This is a genomic window from Stenotrophomonas maltophilia group sp. Smal13 (assembly GCF_030236855.1).
GTDB classification, from domain to species: domain Bacteria; phylum Pseudomonadota; class Gammaproteobacteria; order Xanthomonadales; family Xanthomonadaceae; genus Stenotrophomonas; species Stenotrophomonas maltophilia_A.
This window is the reverse complement of the sequence record NZ_JASJSQ010000013.1, coordinates 62621-80522: the sequence shown is the minus strand read 5'-3', so window position 1 is coordinate 80522 and position 17902 is coordinate 62621. Positions and strand designations below refer to the sequence as shown.

Annotated in this window: 16 protein-coding genes; 8 read left to right on the top strand and 8 right to left on the bottom strand. The window is 65.2% G+C overall.

Annotation, left to right across the window (positions count from 1 at the left end; translation table 11 throughout):
- The 3 genes from QRO95_RS07015 to QRO95_RS07005 form a co-directional block, all read left to right on the top strand.
- On the top strand, positions 1-430 hold a 430-nt coding region (locus QRO95_RS07015), incomplete at its 5' end, for an NAD(P)H-dependent oxidoreductase (RefSeq protein ID WP_285302098.1).
- A 58-nt stretch (positions 431-488) separates the two neighbouring features.
- Positions 489-1466, top strand: a complete 978-nt coding sequence (locus QRO95_RS07010) for a DUF1852 domain-containing protein (RefSeq protein ID WP_285302097.1) — start codon at positions 489-491, stop codon at positions 1464-1466.
- A gap of 39 nt (positions 1467-1505) precedes the next feature.
- Positions 1506-2540, top strand: a complete 1035-nt coding sequence (locus tag QRO95_RS07005; RefSeq protein WP_049401536.1) for a methionine synthase — start codon at positions 1506-1508, stop codon at positions 2538-2540.
- A 55-nt stretch (positions 2541-2595) separates the two neighbouring features.
- Here the strand turns inward: QRO95_RS07005 and QRO95_RS07000 are convergent, their stop codons facing one another.
- The 3 genes from QRO95_RS07000 to QRO95_RS06990 all read right to left on the bottom strand — a co-directional run bounded on the left by QRO95_RS07000 (position 2596) and on the right by QRO95_RS06990 (position 4497).
- Positions 2596-3624 (bottom strand): SEL1-like repeat protein, encoded by a 1029-nt coding sequence (locus QRO95_RS07000; RefSeq protein WP_285302094.1) that lies wholly within the window; start codon positions 3622-3624, stop codon positions 2596-2598.
- Positions 3625-3737: 113 nt separating this feature from the next.
- Complete coding sequence (locus tag QRO95_RS06995) at positions 3738-4193, bottom strand: hypothetical protein (protein WP_343237324.1); 456 nt, start codon at positions 4191-4193, stop codon at positions 3738-3740.
- Positions 4194-4284: 91 nt separating this feature from the next.
- Positions 4285-4497, bottom strand: a complete 213-nt coding sequence (locus tag QRO95_RS06990) for a hypothetical protein (protein ID WP_012511105.1) — start codon at positions 4495-4497, stop codon at positions 4285-4287.
- Between the two features lie 245 nt (positions 4498-4742).
- On the opposite strand from QRO95_RS06990, the gene QRO95_RS06985 reads away from it, so the two are divergent.
- The gene (locus QRO95_RS06985) at positions 4743-5990 is read left to right on the top strand and encodes an arsenic transporter (protein WP_285302092.1); all 1248 of its coding nucleotides are present in this window, start codon (positions 4743-4745) and stop codon (positions 5988-5990) included.
- 26 nt (positions 5991-6016) lie between these two features.
- Here QRO95_RS06985 and QRO95_RS06980 read toward each other — a convergent pair whose 3' ends face one another.
- Entirely contained in the window at positions 6017-7168 is a 1152-nt protein-coding gene (locus QRO95_RS06980) for a serine hydrolase (RefSeq protein ID WP_285302090.1), read from the bottom strand.
- Between the two features lie 104 nt (positions 7169-7272).
- Positions 7273-8925, bottom strand: coding sequence for an ABC transporter ATP-binding protein (locus QRO95_RS06975; protein WP_285302088.1), 1653 nt, complete (start codon positions 8923-8925; stop codon positions 7273-7275).
- 113 nt (positions 8926-9038) lie between these two features.
- Here QRO95_RS06975 and QRO95_RS06970 point away from each other — a divergent pair, with 113 nt between their 5' ends.
- The 4 genes from QRO95_RS06970 to QRO95_RS06955 are packed head-to-tail and all read left to right on the top strand — an operon-like array spanning position 9039 to position 14974.
- Positions 9039-11429 (top strand): TonB-dependent siderophore receptor, encoded by a 2391-nt coding sequence (locus QRO95_RS06970; RefSeq protein ID WP_285302086.1) that lies wholly within the window; start codon positions 9039-9041, stop codon positions 11427-11429.
- 6 nt (positions 11430-11435) lie between these two features.
- The gene (locus QRO95_RS06965) at positions 11436-12899 is read left to right on the top strand and encodes a DUF3526 domain-containing protein (RefSeq protein ID WP_285302085.1); all 1464 of its coding nucleotides are present in this window, start codon (positions 11436-11438) and stop codon (positions 12897-12899) included.
- A complete protein-coding gene (locus tag QRO95_RS06960) occupies positions 12896-14251 on the top strand; it encodes an ABC transporter permease subunit (RefSeq protein ID WP_285302084.1) in 1356 nt (451 codons plus the stop codon). Before QRO95_RS06965 ends, QRO95_RS06960 begins: the two co-directional genes overlap by 4 nt.
- A gap of 12 nt (positions 14252-14263) precedes the next feature.
- On the top strand, positions 14264-14974 hold the full coding sequence (locus tag QRO95_RS06955) for an ABC transporter ATP-binding protein (RefSeq protein WP_285302082.1): 711 nt from the start codon (positions 14264-14266) through the stop codon (positions 14972-14974).
- On the opposite strand, the gene QRO95_RS06950 is transcribed toward QRO95_RS06955, so the two are convergent.
- From QRO95_RS06950 to QRO95_RS06940, 3 genes are all read right to left on the bottom strand, one after another.
- A complete protein-coding gene (locus QRO95_RS06950) occupies positions 14971-16812 on the bottom strand; it encodes an asparagine synthase-related protein (protein ID WP_285302081.1) in 1842 nt (613 codons plus the stop codon). The genes QRO95_RS06955 and QRO95_RS06950 overlap by 4 nt on opposite strands.
- A gap of 11 nt (positions 16813-16823) precedes the next feature.
- Complete coding sequence (locus tag QRO95_RS06945; RefSeq protein ID WP_285302080.1) at positions 16824-17525, bottom strand: lasso peptide biosynthesis B2 protein; 702 nt, start codon at positions 17523-17525, stop codon at positions 16824-16826.
- A gap of 75 nt (positions 17526-17600) precedes the next feature.
- The gene (locus QRO95_RS06940) at positions 17601-17762 is read right to left on the bottom strand and encodes a hypothetical protein (RefSeq protein ID WP_012511114.1); all 162 of its coding nucleotides are present in this window, start codon (positions 17760-17762) and stop codon (positions 17601-17603) included.
- Positions 17763-17902: the final 140 nt, after the last annotated feature.

The window sequence follows — 17902 nt, the reverse complement described above, 5'->3', positions numbered from 1 at the left end:
GCGCTGTGCGCTGTGGGTCGCGAAGCTGCCCGAGGCTGGGGTGGGGCAGTTGTTGGCCGTTTATCAGGCAGACGTACTGGTGGTGGCCACGCCGGTCTACCGCGGTTCGTACACCGGCCTGTTCAAGCACTTCTTCGATTTCATCCACCAGGATGCGCTGGTCGACACCCCTATCCTGCTGGCCGCCACCGGCGGCAGCGAGCGCCACGCACTGGTGATCGATCATCAGCTGCGGCCGCTCTTCAGCTTCTTCCAGGCGCGCACCCTGCCCCTCGGCGTCTACGCCACCGACCGCGATTTCGCCGAGGGCCGCGTGCACAACGAGGCCCTGATCCAGCGCGCACGGCTGGCAGTGCAGCGGGCACTGCCCCTGCTTGCCCTGTCCCATCGCGCAGCGCCTGCCACTGCCGAGACCGCTGCAGTCCTTTGAATGCCGAATGCCAGCGACCCGCATTCGGATGTCACCCCCGCAACCCGGAACGCCGCCCATGACGACCGAGAACTTCACCTTCAGCATCACGCGCATCCCTTTCAACGAGGACTACCAGCCCGCTGACGGCACGCGCATCACCACCAACTTCGCCAACCTGGCTCGCGGCGAGTCCCGCCAGGAGAACCTGCGCAACACGATCAGCATGATCAACAACCGCTTCAACGATCTGGCGCACTGGGACAACCCGAGTGCGGACCGCTACGCCGTTGAGCTGGACATCATCTCGGTGGAGATGCACATCGATGGAGCCGACGGCAGCGATCCGTTCCCGCTGATCGAAGTGCTGCGCCCGACCATCGTCGACACGCACACCGGCGCGCGCACCGAGGGCATCGTCGGCAACAACTTCTCGTCCTATGTGCGCGACTACGACTTCAGCGTGGTACTGCCGGCCAGCAACGAGGGAAAGGCCACCTTCGGCATTCCGGAAGGCTTCGGTGATCTTCACGGCAAACTGTTCCAGCACTTCCTGGAATCGGACGCCTACCGCGCCAACTTCAGCAAGGCGCCGGTGATCTGCATCAGCGTCTCCAGCAGCAAGACCTACCACCGCACCGAGAACCACCATCCCATCCTGGGCGTGGAGTACCGGCAAGGCGAGTTCTCCCCCACCGACCAGTACTTCGACAAGATGGGCCTGCAGGTGCGCTATTTCATGCCGCCGGGCAGTGTTGCGCCGCTGGCCTTCTATTTCCGCGGCGACCTGCTGGGCGACTACTCGAACCTGGAACTGATTGGCACCATCAGCACGATGGAGGCCTTCCAGAAGATCTATCGCCCGGAGATCTACAACGCCAACTCCGTGGCCGGCAAGGTCTACCAGCCCAGCCTGAAGCACCAGGACTACTCCTCCACCCGCATCGTCTACGACCGCGAAGAGCGCAGCCAGCTGGCGGTCAAGCAGGGCAGGTTCACCGAAGAGCACTTCATCAAGCCGTACCGCGCCGTGCTTGAACAGTGGGCTGCCCGCTGATCCATCGATTTTCCATTCGCCCCCAGGACACAAGACGCAATGTCGACGAAGAAACTGCTCCCCACCTCCACCGCCGGCAGCCTGCCCAAGCCCTCCTGGCTGGCAGAGCCCGAAAAGCTCTGGTCACCCTGGAAGCTGCAGGATGAAGGCCTGACCGAAGGCAAGCAGGATGCCCTGCGCCTGTCCCTGCAGGAACAGCAGCACGCCGGCATCGATATCGTCAGCGACGGTGAGCAGACCCGGCAGCACTTCGTCACCACCTTCATCGAGCATCTCAGCGGCGTCGACTTCGAGAAGCGCGAAACCGTGCGCATCCGCAACCGCTACGACGCCAGCGTGCCGACCGTGGTCGGCGCCGTGAGCCGCCCCAAGCCGGTGTTCGTGGAGGATGCGAAGTTCCTGCGCCGGCAGACCACGCAACCGATCAAGTGGGCCCTGCCCGGCCCGATGACCATGATCGACACCCTGTACGACGCGCATTACAAGAGCCGTGAGAAGCTGGCCTGGGAATTCGCGAAGATCCTCAACGAGGAAGCGAAGGAGCTGGAAGCCGCTGGCGTCGACATCATCCAGTTCGATGAGCCGGCCTTCAACGTGTTCTTCGACGAAGTGAACGACTGGGGCGTGGCCGCACTGGAGCGCGCGATCGAAGGGCTGAAGTGCGAGACTGCCGTGCACATCTGCTACGGCTACGGCATCAAGGCCAACACCGACTGGAAGCAGACGCTGGGTTCGGAATGGCGCCAGTATGAAGAGTCGTTCCCGAAGCTGCAGACCTCCAACCTCGACATCATCTCGCTGGAATGCCACAACTCGCACGTGCCGATCGATCTGATCGAGCTGGTGCGCGGCAAGAAGGTGATGGTGGGCGCCATCGACGTGGCCTCCAGCACGGTGGAGACGGCCGAGGAAGTGGCCAACACCCTGCGCAAGGCGCTGCAGTTCGTGGATGCCGACAAGCTCTACCCGAGCACCAACTGCGGCATGGCGCCGCTGGCCCGTGACGTGGCACGGGGCAAGCTGCGGGCGCTCAGCGAAGGGGCCAGGATCGTGCGCGAGGAGCTCTCGGCGTAACCGCTGCAAGCGATCTGCGTCCGGACCTCTGTGCGGGGTCCGGACGCATCTGCACTCAGCGCTTGCGCGCGCGTCGCTCGGGGCACTCCTTCGGATCGAACAGATCGTAGGTCTGCTTGATGGCCAGATTGCGGATCGCCCTGCGGTTTCCCTGCGCTGCAGCCTCACAGGTCCAGTAGATGTCCTCATCCTGGTCCTTGGGCACCCCATGCCCGATGGAGTACAGGTATCCCAGCTCGGCCTGTGCAGGCGCGTAGCCCGCCATAGCCGCCTTGCGATAGAGGTCGGCGGATCGGGCCTCATCCTTCTCTACGCTGATACCCTTGGCATACATCAGGGCGAGCCTGGTCTGCGCCTCCACATCACCGCCATCGGCAGCCGCTGTGAATGCTTCAAGCGGGCCAAACGCGCCGGGCGTGTCCATCTCGGCACACCACACCTCGTTCTCCTTGCGATTCAGGCACAGCTCCAGACGGGCCTCCTTGACTCCCGCTCGGCCGAGCTCCTGCACGGCTGCCCTGGCATACCACTGCATGGCCTGGGCCTCGTCTTTCGCGAGGCCGGCGCGTCCCTTCTGATAGAGATTGGCAAGGCTGTACTGCCCGGCCGGCGAGCCGAGCTCAGCGGCTCGGCGGAGCCACAGGACAGCCTGGGCATCATCCTGCTGCGGGCCCAGGCCCTGCAGGTACATGATCCCGAGATCGGACTGTGCGTCCGCATTGCCCTGATCGGCAGCCTTGCGTACCCAGTGCAGGGCCTGAGCGGGATCCTTCGGCACGCCATTGCCTCGCAGATACAGCACACCCAGCATGGACTGTGCCGGCGCATAGCCCTGATCGGCCGCCTTGCGGTACCAGTCCGCTGCCTTCGCTGCGTCCCTGTCGACGCCTGCGCCGCGCAGATACCTGTCTCCAAGTTCATTCTGGGCTTCCGCGTTGCCGGTCTTCGCCGCAGCCATCACGCGATCCCGCTCGGCTGCGTTGTCATTGCCAAGCGCAGGCGTGCTGCAGGCCAGGGCAGCCAGTCCCGCACAGAGTGCGACGCGCCGCAGGGCGCCAATCCATTCTTCCGTGAACGTCTGCATTCTTGATCAACTCCAGATGGATGCCGCAGGTAGACCCGGCAGGTGCCTTGATCAGCAAGTGATCGGGGCCGGGGCAGCATTATAGGTGCGCGCAGGACCACGTGGCCGAGGTTCTATCTGGGTAGCGGGCGTGCCTGCTCCTGCGCTCGCGACATCGCAGGGGTCCGTCTCAGCGCCAGCGCCTCCTTGATCCGGCCCATCTCGCGCGCCCCGGCCTCGGCCAGGCGGCGGGCCTGCTGCCGCTGCTCCCGCGTGAGCGCGGAAGGTGGTGGAGTACCGGCATCCAGCAGCCGCGCCACCGCATCGCGCAACCGCAACTGCGGGCAGAGCCGGGCGGCGCACCAGCGTTCGGCGTAGCGCTTGGCCTGCCGCGCATTCGCGACAGCCACCACCTTGGTCTGCGACATTTTCCGCGCGTCGAGGAACAGGCGGACACCGAGCACGGCATGCGGCACGACGTTGGCCACGCAGCGACCGTTCCACCACAGGTCCCAGCGGTCACCGCTCTGCACCCAGCCGGAGGGCCGGCGGGTCGTCATGAAATCGGGAGGGCTGGAGGGCGAATGCATGGCCGGAAGAATACGGTCGGCCGTCGCATGGACTGAGATTGCGGAGTGGCGCTGGCAACCTCACAACGCTTCTGCCGCAGCGAAGCCCTTTTTACCACTCTGGGCCGAGCAGCTTCTCCACCTCGGTTTCGAGCTTCTTTGCGGCTTCGGCCTGCGAGGCCACCTTGATGCACAGCCCGGATTGCGCGGGACCCGGAGTCAACTGGTAGCGGTTGATGGTGCCGCCGCCGTCGCCATCCAGCTCCACCCGGGCCACCAGGGTTCGGCCGTTGGCATTGAAGATCCAGTCCCGGTATTCGGACATCGTTGATTCCATGCGTGACACTTTGAGTGGCCTTCACTCTAAGCGGAGCGACGGTGAAGAGCGCCCGAAGAAAACGTTCGCGGAGCGTGGGTGCCGGGGGCACGCGGCAAGCAGATAAGCATGGGCTGGGCTCCACAGCTCGGGCGCGGCTCACGGAGTATGATGCCGCCTTCCCCGAACTGCCATGATTGCAGCGGGCGCGCTCCTGCGAGGTACGCGTCGGCGCCGCTGAGACACCCCGCCCGATGCTCGTTTCCTACTCCTCTTTCCTCATCTGGGCGGCCGTGGCCGTTGCCACCGCAGGCCTGCTGTTCCGGCCATTCCGCATTCCGGAGTACGTGTGGGCACTGGGGGCTGCCCTTCTGCTTCCGCTGCTGGGAGCGATGTCGGTCGGCACGACCTTGCACGCGGTGGCCGAGGGCCGCGATGTCTATCTGTTCCTGGTCGGCATGATGGTGCTGGCCGAGCTGGCCCGGCGCGAAGGCCTGTTCGACTGGCTGGCGTTGTACGCGGTCCGTCATGCGGGAGGCTCGGGACGACGCCTGTTCGACCTGGTGTTCCTGGTCGGCACGCTGGTGACCGTGTTCCTTTCCAACGATGCCACGGCGGTGGTGCTGACCCCGGCGGTCTACGCCGCCTGCAAGGCCGCCCGTGCCAACCCCCTGCCCTATCTGTTCGTCTGCGCCTTCATCGCCAATGCGGCCAGCTTCGTGCTGCCCATTTCCAACCCGGCCAACCTGGTGGTGTACGGCCAGCACATGCCACCCTTGATGCAGTGGCTGGCACAGTTCGCGATGCCGTCACTGGCCGCGATCGGTGCCACCTATCTGGTGTTGCGCTGGGTGCATCGGCGCGAGATCGCGCAGCCGCTGGTGGCGGCGCCGGAGCATCGCCCGCTGACCGAAGGTGGCCGGCTGAGCGCGCTGGGCGTGTTGTTCACCGGCACCGTGCTGCTGGTGACGTCCGCACTGAACGGCCCGCTCGGCCTGGCCACGTTCTGCGCAGGCACGCTGAGTGTGGCAGTAGTGGCGATGCGCCAGCGGCGCAGTCCGTTGCCGCTGCTGCGCCATGTGTCCTGGGGCGTGCTGCCGCTGGTGGCCGGCCTGTTCGTGCTGGTGGAAGCAGTGGCCCAGACCGGTGTCATCCAGACGGCGGCCAGCGCGCTGCAGGCCGTTGCGCAGGCTTCCCCACACCAGGCCAGCTGGCTGGCCGGTGGCGCGGTCGCGCTGCTGAGCAACGTGGCCAACAATCTGCCGGTCGGCCTCGCCGCAGGCTCGCTGGGCCAGATGGCCGATCTGCCGGCACAGACCCGCGCCGCATTGCTGGTCGGCGTGGACCTGGGCCCCAACCTGTCGGTGACCGGCTCATTGGCCACGATGCTGTGGCTGGTGGCGCTGCGCCGCGAGGGCGAGCATGTCAGCGCGCTCGACTTCCTGCGCGTCGGTGCGCTGGTGATGCCGCCTGCGCTGATCGGGGCGCTGTTGCTGCTCTAGTCGGGCGCTGCCGGGCGCCACCCGGACTATGGGGTCTCGCTTGCAGCAATCTTCCCGACCAGGGCATCGATCGCCGCTTCCATGGCATGCGCGGTCTGGTCGCCACTCTGGTTGGTGATCACGAAGATGCCCAGATCGTGCTCCGGCATGATGTAGATGTAGCACTGTGAGCGCGGTACGCCACCGTGGTGGGCATAGTAGACGCCCTTCTGGCGATCGCCGGCGACGATGTTCCAGAAGTAGCCGATGCTGAACTCGTCGTCGAATCTGGCCAGGGCGCGATGCGATTCCTTTACCACCGGCCCATTGGCCAGTTGGAACCGAAGGTACTTCACCATGTCCGGGACGGTTGCTTTGACGTTTCCGGAAGCGCCCCATGGCAACTGCGGCATCGGCGTGGTCGGTACGGGATTGTCGCTGTGATAGCCGGCCGCCAACCGCGGCGCTTCGGCATCATCCAGCCTGATCCGGAGGCCGGTCATCGCCGCGGTGTCGCTGAAGAAGCCACGCAGCAGTGACGCGTAGTCGGTCTTGTAGGCCACCTCCAGAACATGCGCCGCCAGCTCGGTCCCTGCGCTGGAGTAGGCGTACTCCTTGCCTGGCATCCGCGGGATCTGCACGGCGTGCAGGTCCCGGAGGAAATCCGGCTTGCCGTAGTGCGCATAGAGCGCATTGAGTTCGCCCGGCGTGCGGTGATCGGTAAAGTCCTCCAGTACCGTGTTCGCGCGCTCCGGCAGCATGTTCGGCAGGCCACTGGTGTGCGACAGCAGGTGGCGGACGCGGATGGGTTGGCCCTGGTACTGCAGGTTGGGATAGTCGCCCTGCAGGTACGTGCGAACGTCATCCTCCAGGCCCACCCTGCCTTCCAGCACCGCATTGGCCATCAAGGTGCCGGCCAGCGTCTTGCTCAGTGAGCCGATCTCATAGAGCGTGGCATCGGTCGGCGCGCCGGCTGTACCGGCCACCATATCGCCGCGATGGCGGATGAAGGTCCTGCCCCGGTACACCACGCCAATGGAGGCCGAGTGCAGCAAGGGCTGCTCGATCAGGGTCTGCGCAACCTCGTCGATCTCTGCCCCCGGTTCCTTCGATGGCGCCTTCCCGCCCGTGCATCCGGCACCAAGGAGTACGACGGACACGACGAAGGCATGAAACCAACGTCTGTTTCGAACGGTCATCGAAGTGGCTTCCATGCGTTGGCGCTTGAAGGGCGATCAGGAAAGAGCGCTCACGATAGCCGATTGTCGAGACGAACACGCTGGCTGCGGAGCGCCTCCTGGCCCTAAGCATCGCTCCCGAGATCAATCACCCGGTCAGTCGGGCTCACGATGCCCCGCCGATGGGTGATGGCCACCACGGTTACATCGTTCGCCAGTGCGCGGATATGGTCCATGATCTCGCGTTCAGTGGCCTCATCCAGCGCGGAGCTTGCCTCGTCCAGAAACAGGATCGCCGGCTCGCCATACAGTGCACGGGCAATCGCGATGCGTTGGCGTTCCCCGCCGGACAACTTCAGGCCCCGCTCGCCCACCGTGGTTTCCAGCCCCTCGGGCAGCGCCTCGATCAACGGCAGGATCGCAGCCTTGCGTGCGGCATGCCGCAGCCGATCATCATCACGCGCGCGCCCGAGCAGGATGTTGTCGGCCAGGCTTTCGTTGAGCAGGATGACATCCTGCGGAACCACCGCGACAGCGGCATGCCAGGCCGCACGGTCGATCCAGGACAGGTCAAGGCCATCGACCAGGATCCGGCCACGCTGGGGATCGATCGATTTCAGGGCGAGCTTGAACAGCGTCGACTTCCCTGCCCCGGTCGGCCCGATCAGGAAATTGATGCCGCCACGTTCGGCCTCGAAGGACACATCGCTTACCCCGCGACCGTTGCCATAGCGGTGGCTGACCTGCTGGAACGCCAGGCCACCGCTTTCCCCGGCGAAGCGCTGGGCATCGGCCACCTGCTGCTCCTCGGGCGCCGCCCACAAGGTGGAAAGCGGAGCCAGCATGCTCCACGAGCGCGCGACGTCATCGATCGAACGGGCGATCATCTCGAACGGCATGTTGAGCTGGAGCAGCAGCAGATTGAACAGGACGATGTCGCCGACGCTCAGACCGCCGCTCTGGTAGCGCGGCAGCAACAGATGGAAGGTAACGATGAACTCGACCGCCAGGCCGATGCCCAGCAGCGCAATGAAGCCGATCCGCTGCAGTACGTAGGCGCGCCAGCTTTCGCGCACCTCCTGGGCCTTCTGCTCGAAGCGCTGCACCATCCAGGCGCTGCCGCCGAACTGGCGCAGCGTCTCCATGGCATTCATGGCATTGCCGACGAAGCGCGCGTTCTGCTGGCCGGCCTCGACCGCAGCTTCGCGATGGATGCGTGCGCGCCGGGTAGCGATGGCGGAAAGCGTGACGGCTACCGTGCCGTAGGCCAGCACGATGGCCACCACCTGCAGGTTGATCAACGCACCCAGCGTTATCAGCGTCAGCAGGATCTGCAGCGCGCTGGGAATGAAGGCCACCAGCCCCAACTGCACCACGATCTTCAGCGCGCCACGGCCTTTCTCCCCTGCAACCTGCAGCTCGGCGGCGTTGTACTCCAGGAAGAAGCTGTTGGTCTTCTTCAGCAGACGGGCGAAGTAGCGGGTACTGGTGATGAAGCCAAGATTCTCGCCGCTAAGGAACGACAGGTACTGCACGGTGTTCTGCAGGGTGCTGCCAGCGCCAAGCATGACCGCATACAGCAGGAAGCCGCCCGCGAGAGCGCCGACCCCGTCGATGGGCAGACGGTCGATCAGGCGTGAGAAAAGATAGGGCGCCGCAACATTGGCCAGGCTGGACAGCACGACACTGCCGGCGATGAGCAGCAGCAGCCTGCGGTCAGCCTTCCAGTACGTGCCCAGGATTTCAGCGACGGGCGGCGGAACAGCAGTCTTCTTCATCGGCCTGGTTCCGGCGTGGACTCAACCCCATAATGATATGCTATAACATATCCCTTCAGGAGCGACGTAGCCACGTCGCAGGCCACTTTCGGATGGGATCGATGGACCGGGGAATGACGAACGTATCCGCTGCCATGCCACGCGCGCTCATGGCCCTCAGCATTGCCGCTGCACTGTTGGCCAGCGTGCCTGCGATCGCCCAGAACCCCGGCGATGCCCGGCGTTCGCGGGCCGCAGGCGCAGCACCCGAGGCGCCGACCGCCACCCTGGACAAGGTGCTGGTGGTCGGCAGCAACATCCGCGATGCCACTGGCGGAGGCGCCTCGCCGGTGATCGTGATCGACAAGGAGGCCATCGACCGCACCGGCGTGGCCACCGTGCAGCAGCTGTTCGAGAAACTGCCGCAGAACTTCGGCGGTGGTGCCAATGGTGCCAACGTCGCCAACCTTGGCGTCGACCGCGATACCGGCAACAACTTCGGCCAGGGCACCGCCATCAACCTGCGCGGTCTGGGAACCGGCACCACGTTGACCCTGATCAACGGCCACCGCGTGACCTCGTCGAACCGCTACCAGTACGTGGATGTCTCGCTGATACCGCTGAGTGCGGTGGAACGCGTGGAGATCCTCACCGATGGTGCCTCGGCCATCTATGGCACCGATGCGGTCGGCGGTGTAGTCAACATCATCCTGCGCCGCGACTTCACCGGGTATGAGACCGCTGTGCGTTACGGCGCCGTGACCACCGGCGGCATGGAGGAATACCAGGCCTCGCAGTCGGCAGGCTGGTCGTGGGATGGTGGCCATGTGCTGGCCAACTACGAGTTCCTGAAGCAGAGCAACCTGCCGGCGGTGGACAAGGATTTCTCGAAGAACGTGCGGGTCAAGCCGTACGACCTCTACCCCGGTTCGAAGCGCCACAGCCTGTACGTAGACGGCGTGCAGCAGCTCAGCGATGTGCTGACCCTGAACGTGACCGGCTCGTTCGCCAAGCGCGAGATGGACACCACCATTTCCGGCACGGCCGACGAAACCCGGTTGTTCCCGCATACGCGCCAGTTCGACCTGTTCGCCGGCCTGACACTGGACCTTCCGCGTCAGTGGCAGGCGCGCCTGGATTCGGGGTTCGGCAGGAGCGATGTGTCCTATCAGCGCACCACCATCACCGGCAGCTCGGCCAGTACCGCGCCGCCCACCAATACCAACTCCGAATCGCGTTACCTGGACCTGGTCGCCGACGGTGAGCTGTTCAGCCTGCCCGCCGGTGGGGTTCGCGCGGCATTCGGCGCGGGCTACCGCCGCGATGGCTATGAACTGATCGATCACCGCGGCCTGGAAAAGCCACTCGATCTGCATCGAACGATCAGGTCCGTCTTCGGCGAGCTCAACATCCCGCTGCTGAAGGACATGCCGGGCGTGCGCAGCCTGTCCTTCACTGCGGCAGCGCGCTATGACGATTACAGCGATTTCGGTTCCACGCTGAATCCCAAGCTCGGCCTGCTGTGGGAGGCGACCCAGGGGCTTTCGTTCCGTACCAGCTATGGTCGTTCCTACCGGGCGCCGGTGTACCAGGACATGCAGTTGAACAACACCGTGGTGGTGGCGAACGTGCCCAATCCGAGCGCAGCCAACGGCAACACCATCCTGATGATGCTCTCCAATGGCAATCCCGATCTGGGCCCCGAACGGGCCAAGACCTGGACCGGCGGTTTCTCGTTCGCGCCGCCGTCGCTGCCGGGGCTCAAGATCGATGCGAACTACTACCACATCGAATACGCCGACCGTATCGGCAGCGGCTTCGGCGGCAGCTTCCCGTCGCTGTTCCTGCAGTCCACCGCACCTTACGCAGACATCCTGACCACCAATCCCACGCAGCAGCAGATCCAGCAGGCACGCCAGCTGGGCGTATCGGGGCTGGGCCTGTTCGTCTCGCGCGTGGGGCCGTATGCGTTGCCGCCAGGCATGGACGAAACCAACAGCCAGGTGATCCTCGACAACCGCTTCCGCAACAACGCCTTCACCCGGCAGCGTGGTGTCGACTTCAGCGGATCCTATGGCTTCGATGCCGGCCAGACCCACATCGGGCTGAACCTGGCCGGGCAGTACATCATCGAGTCGAAGCGGCGCGTGACCAGCACGTCGCCCGAGGTGGATGCGGTGAATTCGGTGTACTACCCGGTGGACCTCAAGATGCGCGGCGGCATCACGCTCAGCCGGCAGCAGGCCGCGGCGGGGATCTTCGTGAACTACGTGGACAGTTATCGCGACCCCGCCAATGTCGCGCGGCCGCACGTCAGCTCGTGGTCGACCGTCGATCTGAATCTCGCCTACCACTTCGGTCCATCGGCAGATTCGCAGCGTGGCACATCGCTTGCGTTCAACGTGCAGAACCTGCTCGACCGGGATCCGCCGTTCATCGTCAACAGCATCAACACCGGCTACGACCCCACCAATGCGACAGCGCTGGGCCGCTTCCTGTCCATGTCGCTGACCCACCGCTGGTAAGCCGCCATGCGCGCCGATACCCCTGCCCTGTCGCGGACCGTCATCGCCATCCAGCAGACGTTTGCTGTTGCGGCAACCCAGCTCACGCTGATGTGGCGCGAGCGGCGCGTGCTGTGGCTTGCCCTTGCCCTGTTGCTGATTGCGGGAGCATCGGTGCTCAGTGGTGCTGCACGCCTGACCCTGCAGGCGCAGGAGCGCCAGGCAATGAGCGAGGAAGAGGCGCGGCTCTGGGACAGCCAGGGCACAATCGACCCGCATAGCGCCGCACATGTGGGGCGTGCCATTGCTGCCCCCGTGCGGCCACTGGCTGCACTGGACCCGGGGCTGACGGATTACCTGGGAACCTCGGTGTTCATCGAAGGCCACGCGCAGAACCCGGCCCGGCACCGTGCCGTGGATGGTGGCACCGCACTCAGCCGTTTCGAGGGCTTCTCTGCGGCGTGGGCGCTGCAGGTGGTGGCGCCGCTGCTGATCATCCTGGCCGGGTTCGCCACACTGTCCGGCGATGTGGCCCGCGAGACGCTGCGCCAGGAACTCGGCACCGGCGCCTCGGCCGGCGTGCTGATCTGTGGACGCTTGATTGCCCTGGCGGCCGCCTCGCTGCTGCTGGTGATGGCCATGCTGCTGATCAGTCTTCCGGGGCTGTCCATCCAGTACGGCGACGCCACGGATCTTGCCGCCCTGCTCGCACTGGCGGCCGCCTACCTGCTCTATCTGCTGGTGTTCTGTGCACTTACCGTGGGGGTGTCGGCACTTGCCGGCTCGGCACGGACGTCACTGGTCGTGCTGCTCGGCTTCTGGGTGGTGTCCACGCTGCTGCTGCCGAGGGTGGCGCCTGCGGTTGCCGAATCCCTGTACCCGACCCCTTCGGCACCGGCGTTCAGGACCGGCGTGACCGAAGAAGCGGAGAACGGCGCGGATGGCCATGACCCGGCCGACAAACGCCTTGATGCCTTGCGCGCGGCGTTGATGGCACGCTACCGGGTCGACAGCGTTGACGACCTGCCGCTGAACTTCCGCGGCGTGGCGCTGGAGTTTGCCGAGGCCAACTCGACGCGCGTCTACAACCGCCATTTCGATCGCCTGCATGCCACCTACCAGCAGCAGGACGCCACCCAGCGCCTGTTTGGCCTTGCCTCGCCGACGCTGGCGCTGCAGTCCTGGTCGCGCGCCTTCGCCGGCACGGATTTCCCGGCGCATCTGGCGTTCCTGCGCGGCGTGGAGGACTACCGTTATCGGTTGATCCAGGCACTCAACCAGGAAGTGAAACTGCACAAGGCACCACAAGGCGGGAAGCACGTGGCCGACATCGCCGGCATCACCCGTTCAGTGCACTACCGGCCGCCGCAACAGACCCTGGCCGGTACCGCTACCGCGCAGCGCGGAAATCTCGTCATTCTGCTGGCCTGGCTGATGCTGGGTTGCGTGGTGGTGCTCATCTCCGCACGGAAGCTGGGGAGATCGCCATGAACGTTGTGTCGATTGCCCGCTATGAGATCCGCCGATTGCTGCGCGATCGAGCGCTGCCGGTGCTGCTTGTCCTGCTGCTCGGGCTGGGTGCCTACGCCGCGTGGAACGGCCGCGCGTGGGTGGACCAGCGCGAGGCGGCCATCGCCCTGATCAAGCAGGAAGAACAACAGACGAAGGAACGCAGCCGGGCATTCGTCGGCAAGGCGCCCTCGGTGCTGCCCCGCGCCCAGCCGGTGCTGGCGCCCGCCGCCATGGCAACGCTGTCGATCGGCCAGGCAGACGCCTACCCCTACACCGCCGATGTGGTCGCGCTGGGCGATCCGACCCTGCTGCTCAAGCACGTTTGGGCCGACATCGGCAATCCAGCGGCACGGGTTGCGGGACGGTTCGACCTCGCCTTCGTCATCGTCTTCCTGCTGCCGCTGGTCATTCTCGTGGCCACCCACGATCTGTGGTCACGTGAGCGCGAGCGCGGCATCGCGGCGCTGGTGCTGTCACAGCCGGTGGCGGCAACGCGTCTGCTGGTGGTCAAGGTGCTGGCCCGTGGCCTGATGGTGCTGCTGCCCGCACTGGCCATCCTCCTGGCGGTGACGATCGGGGCCGGCGCGCGCAGTCCTGCGGGCCTGGCCATGCTGGCCCTGACCGTCCTCCTGTACGGCGCGTTCTGGCTGGCCCTTGCACTGCTGATCGGCTGCCTTGCCCGGCGCACCAACGAGGCGGCCATCGCCGCCGGCGCGCTGTGGCTGCTGATCGTGGTCATGGCGCCGTCGCTGGCGCTGGCCACGGTGAATCTGATCGCGCCGCCGCCGTCACAGATGCAGTTCGCCACCGAAGTAAAGGCGATGCAGTCCGACATCGCCACGCGCCAGCGGCGCGAGCATGCGACGTCGGCGCCAGTGAATTCGCCGTCCCCCGTCATCTCCGACACTGTGCGCCAGGCCTACGCCGATCGGGTTGCAGCTGACCGGGAACTGGAACGCCTGATCGCCTCGCATGCGCAGGCCGAGGCCGCACATCGCCAGGTTCTGGACAAGGTGCGGCTGCTGCTGCCGGCCGTCGCGACACAGGACGCGCTCGACCGCATCGCAGGCTCGGATGCCGACCGCGCGCTCGACTTCCAGGGGCAGGTCCACTCCTTCTGGCAGGCGCGGCGGCTGTTGCACAAGGCCTATCTGGATCGTGACGCGCCGCAGACCTTCGAAGAGTACGACACCCTGCCCCGCTTCCAGTTCCACGAAACAGCCGGCGTCGCCCAACGTGGTGTCCTCGCCGATCTCGCCGTACTGATCATTGCCACCCTGCTTGTCCTGCTTGCAGCCGGTGCATTGCGCAGCCGGCTGGCAACGCCCTGAGGAGACGTCCACATGCTGTCTGCAAAAAGCCTGGTCATGGAACACGGTGCACATCGGGCGCTGGATGACGTCAGCTTCGAGGTGAAGCCCGGCGAGATCTTCTGCCTGCTGGGCGCCAACGGCGCCGGCAAGTCGACCACCATCAAGCTGTTCCTTGGCTTTCTGAAACCCACCTCCGGTGCGGCCGAAGTGGACGGTCTCAGTGCGCACCAGCAGCCGCAGGAGGTACGCCGGCGGCTGCTGTACATCCCCGAGACCGTCGCGCTGTACGACGAGCTGACCGGCTACGAGAATCTGGACTACTTCGCCCGCCTGGCCGGTGTCGAGGAACGCTCGCCAGCGCGGTTGAAGGACGCACTCAGGTCCGCCGGCCTGGCGAGCGACGCATTCGGGCGACGCGTGGGTCTCTATTCCAAGGGCATGCGGCAGAAGGTCGGCATCGCACTGGCCATCGTCAAGGAAGCCAGCGCCCTGTTGCTGGATGAACCCACCTCGGGCCTGGATCCAACGGCGTCAGCCGAATTCCATGAGTTGATCGTGCGGGAACGCGATCGCGGCACGGCGATCCTGATGGCCACCCACGATCTGTTCCGCGCCCGGGAAGTGGCGACCACGATCGGCCTGATGCGGGCCGGCCGCCTGCGCAGGACGCTTGATGCCAGCACGATCACCGCGAACGATCTTGAGAGCCTGTACCTGGAAGAAATGAGCCGCAGCGCCTAGGCCACGGCGGCCGCCTGCGCGCCACGCTGGCCGGACCAGCGCCGCAGCCACGCTTCGATGTTGATCTGCGGGCCGAAGATGCCGAGCACCTGCGACGAGTGGTCCGGGCCGACCTGCTGGATGCCCGCATCGGCCAGCGCGCTGTCGAGATAGCCGCGCCTGGCCAGCATTCCATCGACCAGCAGATTCCTGATGAACTGCTGGTGCCCCTGGGTGACCGCCACGGAGTGATCATCCAGATAGGATTTCACCTTCCGCGACAGCAGCACCTCCGGCAACAGGCCTTTCATTGCACGCCGCGCGATGGTGCGGTCTTCCGCGTCCGCGATGAGCAGGTGCAGCGGAATGCGCGCGAACAGTTCGACAAGCGGCTGCGCACTGATCGGCGATACGCCATGCCAGTGGCCTGCACCTTCGAAGGGATCAAGGACGCTGGTCGGAAACACCATGCGGCCAATATGGGCCAGCTTGTAGGGTGATACGCGATGCCCCTGCGCCTGCGCGTGCCGCAACCAGGCCGGCTGCATGCCATCCTGTTCGGCGCGGTCCACCCGCACCCATGGGCACGGTTTGCCCCAACGGCCATTGATGCTGCCTGGCCGCTTGAGCAGACCATGGACCATCGCATCCTTCAGCACCCCGTACAGTGAATCGCCGGACTGCGCGGTTTCGAAGGCGACGCGGAAGAAGTCCCGGTCGATGCCGCGCCGCCAGGCGTAGTCGATCGCAGCGGCATTGCCCTTGAAACGCAGGAACACCGCATCACCGCCAACACCGGTGAACTGCACGGTGTCACCGTCGAAGGCCACGTCACGGCGGTGGAGAAGATAGCCGGAACAATGCGCCGGCCGGGCTGTACACGGGAAGGTCATGATCTCTTCCAGCGCGCAGTGAGGTTGCCTTCGGTACTCGATGTATTCGCAACGCCTGCCCGAGGAATCACTGGCCCCTTGCACTGCCATCCGCGCGAACAGCCGTTCGTCGGCGCCGATGCCCTCATCGTAGTGGTGAACACACGTCACCTCCGGTGCCGACGGCGCCTGCAACAGGCCGGCCAGGATGATCGAGGAATCCAGCCCGCCTGACAGCTGCAGCTGGATGCGCCGGTGCGGGCTGGCCAGTGCACCGATGCAGCCCAGCAGCGTGGAACGCGCCAGCGACACGGCTTCCTGAAGATCTTCGATCGGCGCGCTGCGGGCCAGCCGCACCACGTCCCACTGGCAGTGCCGGCCCACCGGCTCTCCATCGCGGATTGAAACCGCTTCACCCGCTTCGACCGCCGTGACCTCCTGGAAGCCGGTCTGCAGGCCATCACGAAACGGGTACAGCAGCGAGTACGACAGGAAGGACCAGTCAACGCTGAATTCGCGCAGACCCAGCATCAGGCAGTCTTCCATGTTGGAGAAGACCAGCGTCAACTGGCCCACCGTGGTCATATAGCACGGGATCTCCGCAGTGGGATCGCGCAGGACGAACCAGCTCGACGTTTCCTGCTGGAAGCCGAACGCCACGTAGCGGCCCCAGTAGTGTTCTACGATGCTGCGGCCCTGGCTGCTGCAGGCGGCGTCCGCTGTGGCGGGATCCAGGTTCACGCAGCAAGGCACTTTGCCTTCGCCGAACGTTTTGTGAAACAGCTTGCCCAGTACCACCAGCGAGTTCGAGCGATTGCATTCGAAATAGCCGTGGTTGTCGCTCTGCACATGGATCGCCGCGCCATTGTCGTTCAACACGCAGGCGATGCCGGGCAGCCTGGCGCCGATCCTTTCCACGATGCGTTCCGCCTGCGCCGTCGCGGATTCCGAGTGGGTGTTCCAGAGCACGGCGATGTATCGGTACATGGCAGGTTTCGTTACAGCACCAGGATGGGAACCATCCGGCGCAGGTTGAAGGGAATGTCGGTCAACACCTGATCGCCGTGCTGCAGCCAGCAATGCGCGGCGAACGGCTGGGTTCTGACCGCGAACACCCAGGCCGGAACGATGCCGTAGTTCGACAGGAATCCGCGCATCGCCAGGCAGTAGAGAAAGCACTCATCGGTCTTCCTGAAGGCCAGGGGTCGAAGCCAGTCGAACACCCGCACCCGCAGGGCCAGTTCTTCAGCGCCTACCGGCCTGCTGTGGCCGCGATCCGCCCGACGGCACACGGCCGACACCGTGGAACTGAAAGGAAGGAACGTTCTGCTGCAGGCGGCATGGGCGCACGAGGCGATGAATCGACGCAGGTCACGCGCCATGATGGGCGGACGGCCACGCGGCGCGCCTTCGCGCGCCCAGTACCGAGGCAGCGCAATGGCAGGGCTGGCAGCGGATTTGCCCTGCTGCGGATCCGCGGTGATCAGGCGGCGGTCGATCAATGCCTGCAGAAGCCTGGGCGTGCTTGCGTCGTCGGACTGCAGGGGCCAATCGAGGACGAGCTTGCCAAGGCCTGCGGCGCCGCGTTTTTCAAGGGAAAGATACTTTCCCGTGGCCTGGTCCAGAATCACCATCGCATCGCCGGTGACACAGACGTGGGCGTGCTTTGACAGGAAATACGGGGCGGCAGCCTGCTCCATCATGCGCTCCTGCGCCGGAACCGGAGAAGCGGTGCATGCAGGGCATGCACCGCAGATGCGACATTGCGCGGCAGATCAGGGCGACGTGGTCGGGAACACGCCGTCCCACAACGTGCCGTGGTTGTGCGCCTTCGTTTCCGAAACCACCGAGCCCAGCTCGATCAGTTCGCCACCCACACCCTGATCCTCAGGGTTCTGCTGTCCTGCCACTACACCCAGCTCAATCAGCTCGTTCATGAACATCTCCTATCGTCAGTGGATGTACCCGCGCATTGCGTTGGATCGCGTTGCATTGGATACGGAGCAGCCAAGCCACCATCGCCGCCACATTGCAGGGCGATTGCCGCCAAGGCACCTGAATGTTACGATATAACATA

Coding starts and splice junctions, on each gene's coding strand:
- QRO95_RS07010 (WP_285302097.1), top strand. CDS start 489: ATGACGACCGAGAACTTCACCTTCAGCATCACGCGCATCCCTTTCAAC.
- QRO95_RS07005 (WP_049401536.1), top strand. CDS start 1,506: ATGTCGACGAAGAAACTGCTCCCCACCTCCACCGCCGGCAGCCTGCCC.
- QRO95_RS07000 (WP_285302094.1), bottom strand. CDS start 3,624: ATGCAGACGTTCACGGAAGAATGGATTGGCGCCCTGCGGCGCGTCGCA.
- QRO95_RS06995 (WP_343237324.1), bottom strand. CDS start 4,193: ATGCATTCGCCCTCCAGCCCTCCCGATTTCATGACGACCCGCCGGCCC.
- QRO95_RS06990 (WP_012511105.1), bottom strand. CDS start 4,497: ATGTCCGAATACCGGGACTGGATCTTCAATGCCAACGGCCGAACCCTG.
- QRO95_RS06985 (WP_285302092.1), top strand. CDS start 4,743: ATGCTCGTTTCCTACTCCTCTTTCCTCATCTGGGCGGCCGTGGCCGTT.
- QRO95_RS06980 (WP_285302090.1), bottom strand. CDS start 7,168: ATGACCGTTCGAAACAGACGTTGGTTTCATGCCTTCGTCGTGTCCGTC.
- QRO95_RS06975 (WP_285302088.1), bottom strand. CDS start 8,925: ATGAAGAAGACTGCTGTTCCGCCGCCCGTCGCTGAAATCCTGGGCACG.
- QRO95_RS06970 (WP_285302086.1), top strand. CDS start 9,039: ATGACGAACGTATCCGCTGCCATGCCACGCGCGCTCATGGCCCTCAGC.
- QRO95_RS06965 (WP_285302085.1), top strand. CDS start 11,436: ATGCGCGCCGATACCCCTGCCCTGTCGCGGACCGTCATCGCCATCCAG.
- QRO95_RS06960 (WP_285302084.1), top strand. CDS start 12,896: ATGAACGTTGTGTCGATTGCCCGCTATGAGATCCGCCGATTGCTGCGC.
- QRO95_RS06955 (WP_285302082.1), top strand. CDS start 14,264: ATGCTGTCTGCAAAAAGCCTGGTCATGGAACACGGTGCACATCGGGCG.
- QRO95_RS06950 (WP_285302081.1), bottom strand. CDS start 16,812: ATGTACCGATACATCGCCGTGCTCTGGAACACCCACTCGGAATCCGCG.
- QRO95_RS06945 (WP_285302080.1), bottom strand. CDS start 17,525: ATGGAGCAGGCTGCCGCCCCGTATTTCCTGTCAAAGCACGCCCACGTC.
- QRO95_RS06940 (WP_012511114.1), bottom strand. CDS start 17,762: ATGAACGAGCTGATTGAGCTGGGTGTAGTGGCAGGACAGCAGAACCCT.